The organism is Micromonospora sp. KC723 (assembly GCF_004348595.1).
Lineage (GTDB): Bacteria > Actinomycetota > Actinomycetes > Mycobacteriales > Micromonosporaceae > Micromonospora.
The window spans coordinates 1-14,672 of sequence record NZ_SMKD01000132.1 but is presented as its reverse complement, the minus strand read 5'-3'; the positions used below and the strand labels follow the sequence as shown (position 1 = coordinate 14,672).

Annotated in this window: 12 protein-coding genes and 2 pseudogenes; 10 read left to right on the top strand and 4 right to left on the bottom strand. The window is 73.2% G+C overall.

All coding sequences use genetic code 11. The features are described 5' to 3' along the window. Positions 1-338: 338 nt before the first annotated feature. The 8 genes and pseudogenes from E1165_RS23275 (at position 339) to E1165_RS30845 (ending at position 6,523) form a co-directional block, all read left to right on the top strand. Positions 339-602 carry a DUF6343 family protein gene (locus E1165_RS23275; protein WP_132393882.1) on the top strand — a complete coding sequence of 88 codons (264 nt, stop codon included), beginning with the start codon at positions 339-341 and terminating at the stop codon, positions 600-602. A gap of 11 nt (positions 603-613) precedes the next feature. Continuing rightward, positions 614-1,205 (top strand): annotated as a pseudogene (locus E1165_RS23270) (aldehyde dehydrogenase family protein). 38 nt (positions 1,206-1,243) lie between these two features. Beyond that, the gene (locus E1165_RS23265; RefSeq protein ID WP_132393881.1) at positions 1,244-2,209 is read left to right on the top strand and encodes a TIGR03885 family FMN-dependent LLM class oxidoreductase; all 966 of its coding nucleotides are present in this window, start codon (positions 1,244-1,246) and stop codon (positions 2,207-2,209) included. A gap of 36 nt (positions 2,210-2,245) precedes the next feature. After that, entirely contained in the window at positions 2,246-3,826 is a 1,581-nt protein-coding gene (locus E1165_RS23260; RefSeq protein ID WP_132393880.1) for a Na+/H+ antiporter, read from the top strand. Continuing rightward, positions 3,823-4,080, top strand: a complete 258-nt coding sequence (locus E1165_RS23255; RefSeq protein ID WP_132393879.1) for a UBP-type zinc finger domain-containing protein — start codon at positions 3,823-3,825, stop codon at positions 4,078-4,080. The genes E1165_RS23260 and E1165_RS23255 overlap by 4 nt, the downstream gene beginning before the upstream one ends. A 257-nt stretch (positions 4,081-4,337) precedes the next feature. Then, positions 4,338-5,171 (top strand): pectate lyase, encoded by an 834-nt coding sequence (locus tag E1165_RS23250; protein ID WP_243704951.1) that lies wholly within the window; start codon positions 4,338-4,340, stop codon positions 5,169-5,171. Positions 5,172-5,254: 83 nt separating this feature from the next. Then, positions 5,255-5,809 (top strand): annotated as a pseudogene (locus tag E1165_RS30850) (snapalysin family zinc-dependent metalloprotease); the annotation flags it as partial. After that, on the top strand, positions 5,804-6,523 hold the full coding sequence (locus E1165_RS30845; protein WP_371687387.1) for a trypsin-like serine protease: 720 nt from the start codon (positions 5,804-5,806) through the stop codon (positions 6,521-6,523). The pseudogene E1165_RS30850 and the gene E1165_RS30845, both read left to right, overlap by 6 nt. 131 nt (positions 6,524-6,654) lie before the next feature. Here the strand turns inward: E1165_RS30845 and E1165_RS23240 are convergent, their stop codons facing one another. Beyond that, on the bottom strand, positions 6,655-9,258 hold the full coding sequence (locus E1165_RS23240) for a glycoside hydrolase family 9 protein (RefSeq protein ID WP_132393878.1): 2,604 nt from the start codon (positions 9,256-9,258) through the stop codon (positions 6,655-6,657). A gap of 241 nt (positions 9,259-9,499) precedes the next feature. Between E1165_RS23240 and E1165_RS23235 the strand changes: the two genes are divergently transcribed. Next, positions 9,500-10,225: a PP2C family serine/threonine-protein phosphatase gene (locus tag E1165_RS23235; protein ID WP_132393877.1), complete on the top strand. Its 726-nt coding sequence runs from the start codon at positions 9,500-9,502 to the stop codon at positions 10,223-10,225. Between the two features lie 3 nt (positions 10,226-10,228). Here the strand turns inward: E1165_RS23235 and hrpB are convergent, their stop codons facing one another. From hrpB to E1165_RS23220, 3 genes are read right to left on the bottom strand one after another with little or no spacing between them, the layout of a single operon-like run. Continuing rightward, complete coding sequence (gene hrpB, locus E1165_RS23230) at positions 10,229-12,784, bottom strand: ATP-dependent helicase HrpB (RefSeq protein ID WP_132393883.1); 2,556 nt, start codon at positions 12,782-12,784, stop codon at positions 10,229-10,231. A 25-nt stretch (positions 12,785-12,809) separates the two neighbouring features. Next, positions 12,810-13,010: a DUF397 domain-containing protein gene (locus E1165_RS23225; RefSeq protein ID WP_132393876.1), complete on the bottom strand. Its 201-nt coding sequence runs from the start codon at positions 13,008-13,010 to the stop codon at positions 12,810-12,812. 41 nt (positions 13,011-13,051) lie between these two features. Then, positions 13,052-13,894 carry a helix-turn-helix transcriptional regulator gene (locus E1165_RS23220; RefSeq protein WP_132393875.1) on the bottom strand — a complete coding sequence of 281 codons (843 nt, stop codon included), beginning with the start codon at positions 13,892-13,894 and terminating at the stop codon, positions 13,052-13,054. 143 nt (positions 13,895-14,037) lie between these two features. On the opposite strand from E1165_RS23220, the gene E1165_RS23215 reads away from it, so the two are divergent. Further along, entirely contained in the window at positions 14,038-14,664 is a 627-nt protein-coding gene (locus tag E1165_RS23215; protein ID WP_132393874.1) for a GPP34 family phosphoprotein, read from the top strand. Positions 14,665-14,672 lie beyond the last annotated feature (8 nt).

Sequence of the window (14,672 nt, the reverse complement as noted above, 5' to 3'; positions counted from 1 at the left end):
GGGACCCGCGTGACGGGCCGGGGGAGGGGGAGGCGCCGCCCTTCTCGCAGGCGAGGCCGACCAACGCCAACAGGCAGGCGACGGCGGCGACCCAGCGGCGTGGCATGTCTTCCCCCGCTCCGACGGCCAGCGGTGACGGCACGGTGACTCTATGGGGCCGACGGGCCGGGGCGGTTCGCTCCTGTCGGCTTCCCGGCAGAAACGATATAGGGAAACCTGGATCTGTTAGGAGGGCGGCGAGCCGGGTGGCGGCCAGGCTCGCGAGAAGAACGCCAGCCAGCGCCGGGCGGGGCGCTTGGGCCGGGTTAGCCCCGTCCGTCCCCGGGTAGCCCGACGAGATGACGAGATCGCAGCCCCGGCGTGCCCGCGGCACGGTCGGGCACGCCTACAGCGCGTTGAACATGCGGGCCCTGCTCGCCCTGTTCGGACTGGTCAGCATGACCGTCTTCGCGGCGCTGGCGTTCCGCGCCGACGTGGCCTGGCTGGGGGTGGTCTGTGCCCTCCTCGCCGTGGTCGCCGTGGTCGACCTGGTCGTCATCCAGCGCCGCCGTGCCGCCCGCCACCGCGAGGAGCCGGGCGTACGGCACTCACTCTTCGAGTGACAGGAGCACGAATGCCCATCGCCACCACCAACCCCGCCACCGGTCAGACGCTCAAGTCGTACGATCCGATGCCCGACGAGCAGGTCGACGCCGCCATCGGGAACCGCCCGGATGATGACCACCGAGATGGGCAAGACGTACGCGGCGGCCCGGGCCGAGGTGGCCAAGTGCGCCACCGCCTGCCGGTTCTACGCGGCCCACGCGGAGCGGATGCTCGCCGACGAGCCCGCCGACGCCGAGGCGGTCGCCGCGAGGCGGGCGTTCGTCCGGTACCAGCCGATCGGGCCGTGGAACTTCCCCCTCTGGCAGGTGACGCGGTTCGCCGCGCCGGCGTTGACGGCCGGCACCTCGTTCGGCCTCGGCGCCAACGCCTGGACGACCGATCCCGGCGAGCAGGAACGCTTCGTCACCGACCTGGACGCCGGCAGCGTCTTCGTCAACGGGATGACCACCTTGTACCCGGAGCTGCCCTTCGGTGGGGTGAAGAACTCCGGGTACGGGCGCGAGCTGTCGGCCGTCGGCATGCGCGAGTTCTGCAACACCAAGACCGTCTGGGTGGGGGAGAGAGCCACCTCGGCCGGGGTCGGCGCCCACGCCGAGTAGCGATTGGCCGGACGCCGTCATGGGTAGGAGTGCTGCCCATGACGGTGTTCGGCTTCCACGCCTCCCACGAGCAGATCCATCCACGGAAGCTGCTGGAGGCGGTGATCCACGCCGAGCGGGCGGGCTTCGGCGCGGCCATGTCCTCCGACCACTTCTCGCCGTGGAGCCAGCGGCAGGGGCACTCCGGTTTCGCCTGGTCCTGGTTGGGTGCCGCCCTGCAGGCGACACGGTTGTCCTTCGGGGTGGTCAACGCCCCGGGCCAGCGCTACCACCCGGCGATCATCGCGCAGGCGATCGGCACCCTCGGTGCGATGTACCCGGGCCGGTTCTGGGCCGCGCTCGGCTCCGGCGAGGCGAGCAACGAGCACATCACCGGCGACGACTGGCCGCGCAAGGAGGTGCGCAACGCCCGTCTGCGGGAGTGCGTCGACATCATCCGCGCGTTGCTGGCCGGCGAGGAGGTCAGCCACGACGGCCTGGTCCGGGTGGACCGGGCCCGGCTGTGGACCCGGCCCGAGGAGCCGCCGGCGCTGGTCGGCGCGGCGGTGAGCGTCGAGACCGCGCGGTGGTGCGCCGAGTGGGCGGACGGCCTGATCACGGTCAACGCGCCGACGGAGCACCTGCGGCAGATCATCGACGCGTACCGGGGGGCGGGTGGACGTGGGCCGCTGCACCTTCAGGTGCACCTGAGCTGGGCACCCGAGCGAACCGAGGCCGAGGCGATCGCGTACGAGCAGTGGCGCAGCAACGTCTTCGCCCCGCCGGTCTGCTGGGATCTCGACACCGCCGAGCACTTCGACGTGGTCAGCGAGAGGGTGTCGATGGAGCAGGTCACGGAGGTGGTGAACGTCTCGGCCGACCTGGGCCGGCACGTCGGTTGGCTGGAGGAGTACGTGGCACTGGGCTTCGACCAGATCGCGCTGCACCACGTGGGGCAGGAGCAGGCGGGATTCATCGACACGTTCGGCGCCGAGGTGCTGCCGAAACTGCGGACCGTCCCCTGATCTTCGCCAAGGGTGACGAGCCTAGGCTCGTATCCCATGGATGCACTGTTCGAGGTCGTGGTCTTCCTCGCGATCGCGACGTTCGGCGCGGCGCTGGCCCGTCGCCTCGGTCTACTGGCGCCGATCCTGCTGGTCGTCGTCGGTCTCGTGCTGTCCTTCCTGCCCGGTTTCCCGCAGGTCCGGCTCGACCCGGACCTGGTGCTGGTGGGCATCCTGCCGCCGCTGCTGTACGTCGCGGCCCTGGAGACGTCGGTGCCGGCGTTCCGGCTCAACCTGCGGCCGATCCTGCTGCTCGCGGTGGGGTTGGTGATCTTCACCGCGTTCGTGGTGGGCACCGTGGTGCACCTGCTCCTGCCCGACCTGCCGTACGCGATCTGCCTGGCGCTGGGGGCGGTGGTGGCGCCGCCCGACGCGGTCGCCGCCACCGCGGTGGCCCGGCGGGTCGGGCTGCCCCGGCGGATCGTGACCATCCTGGAGGGCGAGAGCCTGCTCAACGACGCCACCGCGCTGGTGCTGCTGCGGGTGGCGATCGCCGCCGCCACGGCCAGCACCGGGGGTGTCGGGTTCGGCTACGTCGCGAAGGAGGTGCTGGTCGCCACGGGCGGCGGGGTGCTGATCGGGTTGCTCGGCGTGCTGGTCTTCGGCTACCTGCACCGGCGGACCAGCGACCCGTTGCTGGACAACGCCCTGTCGCTGATCGTGCCGTTCGCGGTGGTCTTCGCCGCCGAGGAGATCCACGCCTCGGGGGTGGTGGCGGTGGTGGTGACCGGTCTGGGCATCGGGCACCGGATGCCGCTGTTGATGTCGGCCGCCTCCCGGTTGCAGATCGGCGCGTTCTGGCGGCTGGCCCGGTTCCTGCTGGAAGGGCTGGTCTTCCTGCTGGTGGGGCTCCAACTCCGCGAGGTCCTGCGGAATCTGGACGAGCCGGTCGGCCGGCTCGCCGGGATCACCGCGGCGGTGCTGCTGGCGGTCTTTCTCGCCCGGTTCGTCTGGGTCTTCCCGGCCACCTACCTGGCCCGGCTGGTGCCGCGGATCCGGCGCAAGGACCCGAGTCCGCCGGTGCGGGCGCCGATCGTGATCGGGTGGGCCGGCATGCGGGGCGTGGTCACCCTGGCCGCCGCGCTGGGTCTGCCGCTGACCCTGGCCGGGGACCGGCCGTACCAGCGGGCGCTGTTCATCTGGCTGGCGTTCGCGGTGATCGTGGTGACGCTGGTGGTGCAGGGGGCCACCCTGCCGGTGGTGGCCCGCCGGTTGCGGCTGCCGCCGGACGACCCGGTGCAGGAGGCGCTCTCCGCCGCCGCGGTGCAGCAGCAGGCCAGCCGGGCGGCCCGGGAGCGGCTCGACGCGTTGGCCGACACCGTGCCCAAGGCGGTCGCCGACCGGGCCCGGCGGGTGGTGGAGAACCGTACCAACCTGGCCTGGGAGCGGCTCGGTGGCAGCGAGCGGGAAACCCCGTCCCGGGCGTACGGGCGGCTTCGGCAGGCGATGATCGACGCCGAGCGGGAGGTGTTCCGCTCGGCGCGCGACGCCGGCCGCATCTCCGAGGAGGTGCTGGTGCGGGCCTACCGCGACCTGGATCTGGAGGAGTCGTTGCTGCGACAGGAGGACGACAGATGAGCTGTCCGCATCTGGCCGGGGCCGGTGACGTCGCGCCGGAGACCACCGACGGGTGCCCGGACTGCGTGGCGGTCGGCAACGACGACTGGGTGCATCTGCGGTCCTGCCTGACCTGCGGGCACGTCGGCTGCTGCGATTCCTCCGCCTACCAGCACGCGACGAGGCACTTCGAGGCCACCGGACATCCCGTGATGCGGTCGATCCAGCCGGGGGAGAGCTGGCGCTGGTGCTTCGTGGACGAGGAGATCGGCTGACCGGTGTCGCCGGCCGGCGCGGGTGGGCGGGCCGAGCACCGTGACCGGGGGCTGCCCGCAGTCGCCGTCGCCGGAGGTCGAGCTTATTGACACATCTCTATCTGTGCGGCTAGCTTCGTGCCTGGAAAGCCCTTTCCTCGGGAGGAAGTCCAGTGGCTCCCGGCCCTCCCGGCGGAGCGGTGCGTACCGTCCCCGGCCACGTCCCCGGCCGACCGTGCGCCGTTCCGGTCCACCCCTCGGCACGAGGAGGAGATTCCGTGCACACCACACCGAAACGTACCCGACGCGGACGCGCGGCCGTCGGTGCCGCCGTGCTCGCCGCGACCCTCGTCGCGGGCTTCGGCCCGGTGGCGAACGCCGCGCCCGCGGCGCGGGACGTGGTCGCCGCGCCGGCCGCCGCCGCGCCGGTGACCATCCTGGCGAGCTGGCCGTCGCCGTCCGGCAGTGTCAAGGTCAACGCCACCATTCCCGTTCCCAGCAGTGGTCTCAACGGCGGAATGAAGCGCTACTACGGCATCGGCGACGGCGGGCAGAGCGAGAAGCAGGACCCGATGTTCGAACTGGCCCCCGGGGCCACCCTGCGCAACGTGATCATCGGCGCCCCGGCCGGTGACGGCGTGCACTGCAAGGGCAACTGCACCCTGGTCAACGTGTGGTGGGAGGACGTGGGCGAGGACGCGGCCACGTTCACCGGCGGCAGCAGCTACACCGTCGACGGCGGCGGTGCCCGCTCCGGCTCCGACAAGGTGTTCCAGCACAACGGCGCGGGCACGGTGACCATCAGGAACTTCCAGGTGGAGAACTCCGGCAAGCTCTACCGGGCCTGCGGCAACTGCTCCACCTCCCACCAGCGGCACGTGGTGCTCCAGAACGTGACCGCCACGAAGGTCAAGACCCTCGTGGGCATCAACTCCAACTGGGGCGACACCGCCCGGTTCTCGAACATCACGGTCGTCGGGGACAGTGGGCGGAAGACCAAGATCTGCACCCGCTTCCAGGGCGTCAAGAAGGGCAGCGAGCCGAAGGAGCTCGGCTCCGGCCCGGACAGCAGGCACTGCCTCTACCGGGACTCGGACGTCACCTGGCGCTGACCCCGGTGGTCCACCGGCGCGGGGCGGGTTCGCGCGGACCCGCCCCGCCCGGCCGCCGCGCCTGCCCTGGCTCCGCGCGGCGTATGACGGATCCGCTATGTGACCGAGTGCGATCGATATGGCTTAATATCACCAAACATCGATCGATGGGAGGTCGGATGATCCGACGACGTCAGTTCTCACGTACGGCCGGAGCCCTGCTCGCGACGGTGCTGGCCACCGCCGGCATGGTCACGGCGCAGAGCACGGCCGCCTCCGCCGCGCCCCGGACCGTCTACTACGACGCGAGCCGGGCCGGCGAGTTCCGCACCAACTTCGACCAGGCCGCCGCCATCTGGAACAACTCGGTCAGCAACGTTCGGCTCGCCCCGCGTACGCCGGGCAACATCACCATCTACGTCGACTCGGGCTGGCCCCGGGCGCAGACGACCAGCCTGGGCAACGGCCGGGTGTGGATGGGCTGGCAGGCCGTCAACCAGGGGTACAACCGGACCCGCATCGCCACCCACGAGATCGGCCACATCCTCGGCCTGCCGGACCGGCGCACCGGCCTCTGTTCCGACTTGATGTCCGGCAGCAGCGCCCCGGTCTCCTGCGCCAACGCCACCCCGAGCCCGGCCGAGGCGTCCCGGGTGGACGCGCTCTTCGCCGGCAGCGCGACCGCGCGGGCCGCCGAGCTGACCTACACCTGGACCGGCACGGACGTCGGCCCGTACGTCGTCGGTGGTCGACCGGCCAGCGAGAACTACCCCTGGATGGTGTACGTGTCCGGCTGCACCGGCACGCTGATCAAGGCGAACTGGGCGGTCACCGCGGAGCACTGCCCGACGCCCTCGTCGGTGCGGGTGGGCAGCAACAACCGCACCAGCGGCGGGACGGTGGTCCGGGTGACCCGGGCGGTCAACCACCCCACCATCGACGTGAAGCTGCTGCAACTGGCCAGCTCGGTCAGCTACGCCCCCGCTCCGATCCCGACCACCTCCGGCGCGGTCGGCACGGCCACCCGGATCATCGGCTGGGGCCAGACCTGCCCGCAGCGCGGCTGCGGTTCCGCGCCGGCGGTCGCCCACGAGCTCGACACCTCGATCGTCGCCGACAACCGGTGCGTCGGCATCAACGCCCCGTACGAGATCTGCACCAACAACACCAACGGCAACTCCGGTGCCTGCTACGGCGACTCGGGCGGCCCGCAGGTACGCCGGATCAACGGGGTGTGGCACCTGATCGGCGCGACCAGCCGGGCCGGCAACAACAACTCGACCTGCGCCACCGGCCCGTCCATCTACGGTGACCTCCCCTCGATCCGTGCCTGGATCAACACCCAGGTCGGTGGCCTGCCCGCCAGCCAGTGACCGGCTGACCCGCAGGCGCGCCGTCGCTTCGACCGGGTCGCCACACACGGGAGGTCGCGGTGTCCCCGGCCGGGGACACCGCGACCTGCCGTGCACCGTGCGGATCTAGCTCGTCCCGGCAGGGCCGGGTGTCAGGACAGGGCGCAGGAGGCGCCGTTGACCGTGACCAGGTTCGGTGCCGGGTTGGCCAGGGCGCCGGCCTTGCCGACCAGGCCGAAGGTCACGCTGCCGCCGGGTGCGATCTTCCCGTTGTACGGCAGGTTCCTCGCCGTGACGGTGGCCCCGTCCTGGCTCACCTGGGCCGACCAACCCCGGGTGACCTCCTGGTCGCCGGTGAAGGCGTACCGGACGGTCCAGCCGTTGATCGCCTTCGTGCCGGTGTTGCGGACGGTGACCTGGGTGTTGAACCCGTCCGGCCAGCTGCCGTGGATCTGGTACGTCGCCGTGCAGGTCTGTGCCGGCACCGCCCCGGCGTCGCCCTGGTCGGCGAGGAACGACGCCAGCCAGGCCAGCGCCGAGTTCCAGTTGATCGCCACCTCGTTGGTCGAGTACGAGTTGATGTCGTCGACGTAGCAGAACATCGGCTTGCAGCCCTTGAGCAACTGGGCGACGAACGGGTCCTGAAGATCGGCATTGGGGCCGCCGGCCAGCGAACCGGCCGGTGGCCTCGGCATCGACGGGTCGAGCTGGTGGCCGAAGATCCGGCTGTGCTGGTTGCGGGCGTGCTGCTCGCCCCAGCCGGTCACGTACGACATGTTCAACGCGTTGCGCCCGAACAGGTAGTCCGCCGCCTGCACCGCGCCGTCGCGGTACGTCGCGTTCCGGGTCAGGTCGAAGGCGGTGGCCAGCACGACCGCATTGTTGATCACGCTGCTGGTGGCGCCCCAGAAGTAGCCGTTCGCGGGCATCGGCAACCCGTACGCCTGGGCGTGCAGCGTCGCCAGGTACGCGTCGGCGGCCTCGGTCACCGAGGCGCGGATGCGGGCCCTCTCGGCGGCCGGCAGCCCGTTGGGCACGGTGGCCAGATCGAGCCGGCCCAGCGCCGCGACGCTCTGCCAGCCGAACCCGGTGGGGGTGAAGACGTCGCCGGTGTGGTGCTTGGAGGCGGTCACGTCGGCCAGGTAGGTCTTGTCGCCGTAGGTCAGGTACAGCTCGGCCGCCGCCCAGTAGAACTCGTCGGTGACGTCGGTGTCGTCGTAGGGGCCGCCGCCGACGCCGCCGTTCGGGGCGTACACCTCGGGGTGGGCCTTGGCCGCCGCGTAGGCGCTCTTCGCGGCGGTGCCGCAGCGGGCCGCGAAGGCCGCGTCGTAGGGGGCGAAGAGGCGGGCGCACTGGGCGGCGACGGCGGCCAGGTTGAGGGTGGCCGCGGTTGACGGCGGGTGCAGCTCGCGCGGCTGCGGGTCGTCCTCGGGAGCCAGTGGCAGCCCGGTCCAGGCCCGGTCGTGGATCTTGTGGTGGGCCATCCCGGCGAGCGGCTTGCCGGCCGGTACCTGCATGCGCAGCAGGAACTCGATCTCCCAGCGGGCCTCGTCGAGGATGTCGGGTACGTCGTTGCCGCGCTCGGGCACCCGCAGCGTGGAGTCACCGAGCGCCGCGCCGGCGTCGGCGGTCTCGGCGGTCTTGGTCCGCTCGAACGTGTTCAGCAACTGGTAGGTGGCGATGCCGCCGTTGACGACGTACTTGCCGTGGTCGCCGGCGTCGTACCAGCCGCCCCGCACGTCGAGGGTGTAGTCGCAGGCGTCGGCCGCGCAGGGCACCTCGGTGTCGCCCTGGTTGGGTGCCACCCCGAGGTGGCCGGCCGGGCGGGCGTACTCCTCGCCGATCAGGTCGCCGTCGATGGTGATGCCGCTGCGCTGGGCGTAGAAGAACTGGAGCGCGTCGGAGCGCAGCCGGTCGTACACGGTGCCGGAGATGTCGAACGGGTGGCTGGTCTCGCCGTCGGCGACCAGGGTGTAGCCGGTGCCGGGCGTGCGGTGGGTCGAGAAGTCGACGGTCTGCACGTGCTGCCCGGATGCCTCGTCGACGCCGCGCGGGGTGCTGCGACCGCTGGCGACCACCGTGCCGGCGGCGGAGCGCAGCTCCCAGTCCAGCGGCTCGGTCTTCTCGGTGACCACGGTGGCGTTCTTCGGCCCGCCGGGCAGGTAGCCCACCTGGTTGACCCGGACCCGGGGCCCGGTGTCCGGCACGTACGGCGGGGCTGGCTCGCCGCCGCGCAGCGAGACGTTGTCCAGGCAGATCCGCTGCTCGGCGGCGGCGCCGCCGACCTGGAAGATGAGCTGGGCGTTGGGGTTGTCGTCGGGGACCGTGACGGTCTGTTCCACCCGGGCGGTCTGCGGCCCGGGGGTCGCCGACACGGTGGCGTACGCGGTGTAGGGGGCGCTGCCGAGTTGGAGGACGGCCTTGACCGTCGTGCCCGGGTCGGCGGAGATGTCGAAGCCGAGCCGGTACTCCGCGCCGGCGTTGAGCTTCACCCCGTCGTGGCCGATGCCGGCGTCCCAGGGGTTGGCCAGGCCGCCCGGCACGGTGGTACAGAGCCGGCCGTCGGACACGGTGGGGGTGCCGGTGCCGTAGGTGAACCAGGGCGACAGTCCTTCGCTGAAGTCGCCGTTGCTGATTTGTTCGGGCGCGTCCGGGGGCACCTCGGCGTGGGCCACGCCGGCACCGGCGGCGGTGACCGCCAGGGTGGTCGCGGCCAGCAGCGCGAGCTCGCGCCGGCGGCGTCGGAGCAGGATCACGGGGGATTCCTTTCCGGGGGGACGGAGAGCGGTGGGGCACACCGGCAGCGCCCCGCTGGGAGCGCTCCCAATATCAGCCCGATGTTTCCAGCGCGTCTCGCCCCTGTCAATCGATCCGGCTGGATGAAAGTACCGCGCCCGGACCCGGGAAACGCGAGCGGCAGTGAGATTCGCCGCGCCACGCGCCGTCGTACTGATCTCCTAGAGACAACACGGCCCTTCGCCTGGCAGGCTGCCTCCCATGACCCTGAAGCTTCGTTCCGTCGGGACGAGCGACCGTGGGCTGATCCGCAGCGGAAACCAGGACGCCCTGCACGTCGGTGCCTGGCTCGTCGCCGTCGCCGACGGCATGGGCGGGATGGCGGCCGGTGACCTGGCCAGCCGGATCGCCATCGACGCGATCGCCCCCCTGGACGTGGAGACCCCCGAGGACGCCCTGGTAGCCGCGTTGCAGAGCGGCATCGAGCTGGCCACGGAGCGGATCCGCCGGGCGGTCGCCGAGGATCCGGAACGGCAGGGCATGGGCACCACCCTGACCGCCCTGCTCTTCGCCCGGACCGGCAGCTGCCTGGCCCTGGCGCACGTCGGCGACTCGCGGGCCTACCTGTTCCGGGAGGGGACGCTCAAACAGATCACCCGGGACGACACCTTCGTCCAGATGCTCGTCGACCAGGGTCTGATCAGCCCCGAGGAGGCAGCCAGCCACCCCCGCCGGGCCGTGGTCACCCAGGCCCTGCAGGGCGAGGAGGTGTCCCCCGCGTACGCGACCCTGGTGCCCTGGGCCGGTGACCGTTGGCTGCTGTGCAGCGACGGGCTCTCCAACGTCGTCCGCCCCGACACCCTCGCCGAGGTGCTCGCCGAGACCCCGGACCGGGAACACTGCACCCGTCGCCTCATCGACCTGGCGCTACGCGCCGGCGGCCCGGACAACATCACCGTGGTCGTCGCCGACGTCATCGACGAGTGAGCCTCAGCGCCGCCGTGGCGTGGCGTGCCGGGTCGGCGCGGCGGTGCCCGGGTCCGCCGGCCAGGGGTGGCGTGGGTAGCGTCCCCGCAGCTCGGCCCGGACCTGGGGGTACCCGCCACGCCAGAAGGAGGCCAGATCGGCGGTGACCGCCACCGGCCGGCCGGCCGGGGAGAGCAGGTGCAGCAGCACCGGCACCCGACCGTCGGCGATCCGCGGCGCGTCGGTCCAGCCGAAGGTCTCCTGGAGCCTCACCGCCAGCACCGGCGCGGCCGGGTCGGTGTAGTCCACCCGGATCCGCGACCCGCTGGGCACCTCGATCCGCTCCGGGGCCAGCTCGTCCAGGCGGGCCGCCACCCGCCACGGCAGCATCCGGCGCAGCGCCGCCGCCACGTCGACCCGGGCCAGGTCGGCCCGGCGGCGGGCGGTGGCCAGCTCCGGGCCGAGCCAGTCGTCGACGGTGGCGAGCAGCGCCGCGTCGCCGACGTCCGGCCAGTCCCCGCCGAGCGCCCGGTGGCAGAACGCCAGCCGCTGGCGCAACGCCCGGGCCGCCGGCGTCCAGCCCAGCAGCGCCAGCCCCTCCCGGCGTAACCCGTCGCGCAGCGCGCCGGCCAGCTCCTCCGGCCCCGGCCGGGCGAGCGGGCGACTGACCAACTCGATCGCGCCCAGCCGGACCACCTCCCGGGCCAGCACGTCACCGCCGGCCCAGCGCACCTCCCGCCGCTCGCGCAGCAACGGCCCGCCCGCCTCCCGCGCCGTCGCCTCGTCGATCACGGCAGCCAGCCGGATCCGCGCGGCCGGCGCACCGGGGGAGCGGTCCGCCACCGCGACGGCGAGCCAGTCGACGCCCGCCAGGCCCGTCCCCGCCGCCAACTCCGCGGCGGTCCCGCCCGCCATCAGGTACGACGAGTCACCGGCCCGGCGTACCCGGGCGAGGCGTTCCGGGTACGCCAGGCCGGCCAGCAGCCCCGCCGCCAGATCGTCGGGCAGTCGCCCCCGACTGCCGTCGGTCGCCGGCGCGCTGCCTGCCCCCACCGCGCCGTCGGGCCCGGCTGCCCGAGCCGGCAGCGCGCCCCGTAACCGGCGTACCTCGGCCCGCCAGCGGGCGGTGACCGTGGGGTCGCCGCCGGCGCGCACCCGCCGCCAGGCGGCGGCCAGGTCGTCGTCCCGGCCGGTCAGCCCCTCCTCGGCCAGCAGCGCCACCAGCTCGGCCGCCCGGTCCGCACCGACCCGGACGGCCCCGTCGAGCAGCGCGCGAGCCAGCCGGGGGTGGATCCCGGCGGCGGCGATCGCCCGGCCGCGGGCGGTGATCCGACCATCGGCGTCGACCGCGCCGAGGGTGGTCAGCGTCTCCCGGGCCACGGCCAACGCGGCCGGCGGCGGCGGGTCGGGCAGGGCCAGCCCGGTACCGTCCGGGCTGCCCCAGCCCGCCAGCTCCAGGGCGAAACCGGTCAGGTCGGCGGTGGCGATCTCCGGTTCCGGCTGTGCCGCCAGCCGCTCGTGGGTGGCCGCCGACCAGCACCGGTACACGTACCCGGGGGCCTCCCGACCGGCCCGGCCGGCGCGTTGGGTGGCCGCGGCCCGGGACACCGGCACGGTGACCAGAGCGCCGAGCCCGCGGGACAGGTCGGTGCGGGCCACCCGGCTCAGCCCGGCGTCCACCACCACCCGTACCCCCGGCACGGTGAGGCTGCTCTCCGCCACGGCGGTGGCCAGCACCACCCGGCGGCGCGGCGCCGGCCGCAGCGCGGCGTCCTGCTGCGCGCCGGTCAGCCGCCCGTGCAACGGCAGGACGGCCACCCCGTCGGCCAGGTCGGCCAGCCGCCGGGCGACGGCGGCGATCTCGCCCGCCCCGGGCAGGAAGACCAACAGGTCCCCGTCGCGTTCGGCCAGCGCCCGCCGGACGGTGGCCGCCACGTGGTCGAGCAGGGCCGGGTCCACCCGGCCCGCGCCGGGCGGCGTCACCGGTCGGGGCGGGGGCGCCCAGACCCGGGTCACCGGGTGCAGCGCCGCCTCGGCCCTGACCACCGGGGCCGGCCCGTCGGCGCCGAGCAGCGCCGCGTACCGGTCGGCCTCCGGGGTGGCGGACATCGCCAGCAGCCACAGGTCGGGGCGGAGCGTGGCCCGGGCCTCCACCGTGAAGGCCAACGCCAGATCGGCGTCGAGCTGTCGCTCGTGGACCTCGTCCAGCAGGACGGCGCCCACCCCGGGCAGTTCCGGGTCGTGGTGCAACCGGCGCAGCAGCAGCCCGGTGGTGACCACCTCGACCCGGGTGGCCGGGCCGCCGCGTCGCTCACCGCGCACGGCGTACCCGATCCGTCCGCCGACCCGTTCGCCGAGCAGGTCCGCCATCCGGCGGGCCGCCGCGCGGGCGGCCACCCGGCGCGGCTGGGCGACCAGCACCCGGCCCGCCACCCGGTCGGCGACCGCGAGGGGGGCCAGGGTGGTCTTCCCGGTGCCGGGGGGCGCCACCAGGACGGCGGCGCCCCCCGCGGACAGGGCCGCGACCAGGGCCGGGAGCGCCGGGCTGACCGGGAGGGTGAGGGAGACGTCGGAGAGCACGGTGCCCACTGTGGCACCCCGACGGTCAGTCGGGGCGCACCGCGTCGATGCCGGTGACGAAGGCGGCCCAGGCCGCCTCCGGGAAGACCAGCACCGGGCCCGGCCGGTCCTTGCTGTCCCGTACGGCCACCCGGGCAGCCACGGTGGCCACCTCGACACAGTTACCGTTGCCGGTGCTGCGAGTGCTCGTGCGCCAGGTCGCCCCGGACAGGTCGAGCGTGATCATCCCCGTACCTCACGTTCTCCGGTGAGCGTGCCGCCAGGCGGTCACGCAAAGTGACGAGAAGCCTCCTCCAGGCGGGCTGCGGAGTCCGCCGGAGACAGCGCCAAACGGCACAGCTCCTCGTGCACCAGGCTATACCCGCTCACGTGCGCGGCCTCCTCCAGCGCCAGTCCCATGGTGAGATTGTCCAGGTAGACCACGGATGCGTCGGCGGCGTCAGCGAAGTTGAGGATGACATACGGGCAGCTCATCGCCGGGTGTCCGCCGGCCGAGAACGGAAGTACCTGGATTGTCACGTTGGGTGACTGGGTTGCCCGAGCCATGTGGGCCAACTGCTCCGCCATGACCGCCGGCCCGCCCACCGGTCGCCACAGCACCGCCTCGTTGAGGACCACCGACAACTCGACCGGGTCGTCCCGGCGCAGCACCTCCTGCCGGCGCAGCCGGGCCGCCACCTTGCGCTCCAGCCCCTCCTCGCCGGCGGTGCGCCGGTACACCTCCCGGGCGTACGCCTCGGTCTGGAGCAGTCCGGGCACCGCCTCCGCCTCGTACGTGCGCAGCCTCGCCGCCTCGGCCTCCAGTCCGACGTAGAACTCGAACCACTCCGGCAGCACGTCGCTGTAGTTCTGCCACCAGCCGCGCTGCTGCGCGCCCCGGGCGATCTCGATCAGCGCCTCCGCGTCCGCCCCGGTGACCTGGTACAGCGCGAGCGCGGCTCGGACGTCGCGCGGCTTGATGCCGATCTGGGCGTTCTCGATTCGGGAGAGGTTGCTCTTGGACATGTCGAGCTGGCGGGCCGCCACGTCCAGGGTCATTCCTGAACGCTCGCGCAGCTGGCGCAGTTCTCGGGCGATCCGGCGGCGGCGGACGGTGGGACTGGCAGTCACCCTCCGAGTCTGTCACGACAAGATTCGCAGGTCGCAGGTGTACGGAGTGCAACCGGCGAATCCGGGAGTTGCATACCGCGAAGGGTGCGTGCATCCTGTCACCCGGCGTCGATCACCTGTGGACTCACCGCGTTGGAGGCTCGTTGCTCATCGCCGACGAGTTCTTCCTCATCGCCCACAACGACAGTCGGGGCAAGGCGAAACTTCACCCGGCCGCGACCGGGCTGGGGCTCGCGGGCGCACTCCTCGGCGAGCTCGTCCTCTTCGGACACCTCACGGTGGCCGACGGCAGGATCACCGTCATCGACCGGCGTCCGCCGGCCGACGCGCTCTCGCACACCGTGCTGGACCAGCTGATCGGCGAGCCCCAGCACCAGCAGATCCGTACCTGGCTGGCCTTCCTGGCCCAGTCGTCCGTCACCTCGGTGGGAGAGCGGCTGGCCCGGGCCGGCGTGCTGCGCCGGCAGGAGACCCGGCGCCTGCTGCGCACCACCATCAGCTACCTGCCGATCGACCTCAACGCGGTCGCCTGGCCGGCCACCAGGCTGCGGGCGCTGCTGGAACGGCCGGAGCCTCCCGCCGTGCCCGACGCCGTGCTGCTGGGCCTGGTCGCCGCCGCCGGCCTGGGCCGGGAGGTGCTGTGGAGCGCCAGCCCCCGGGCGCACCACCGCCTCGGCGTGCTCGTCCCCGCGCTGCCTCCCCCGCTGCGTGAACTGGTCGCGCACACCGAGGCCGCCGTCGGCGCGGCCGTGTTGCGCGGCGCCCCCTGAACCCCACC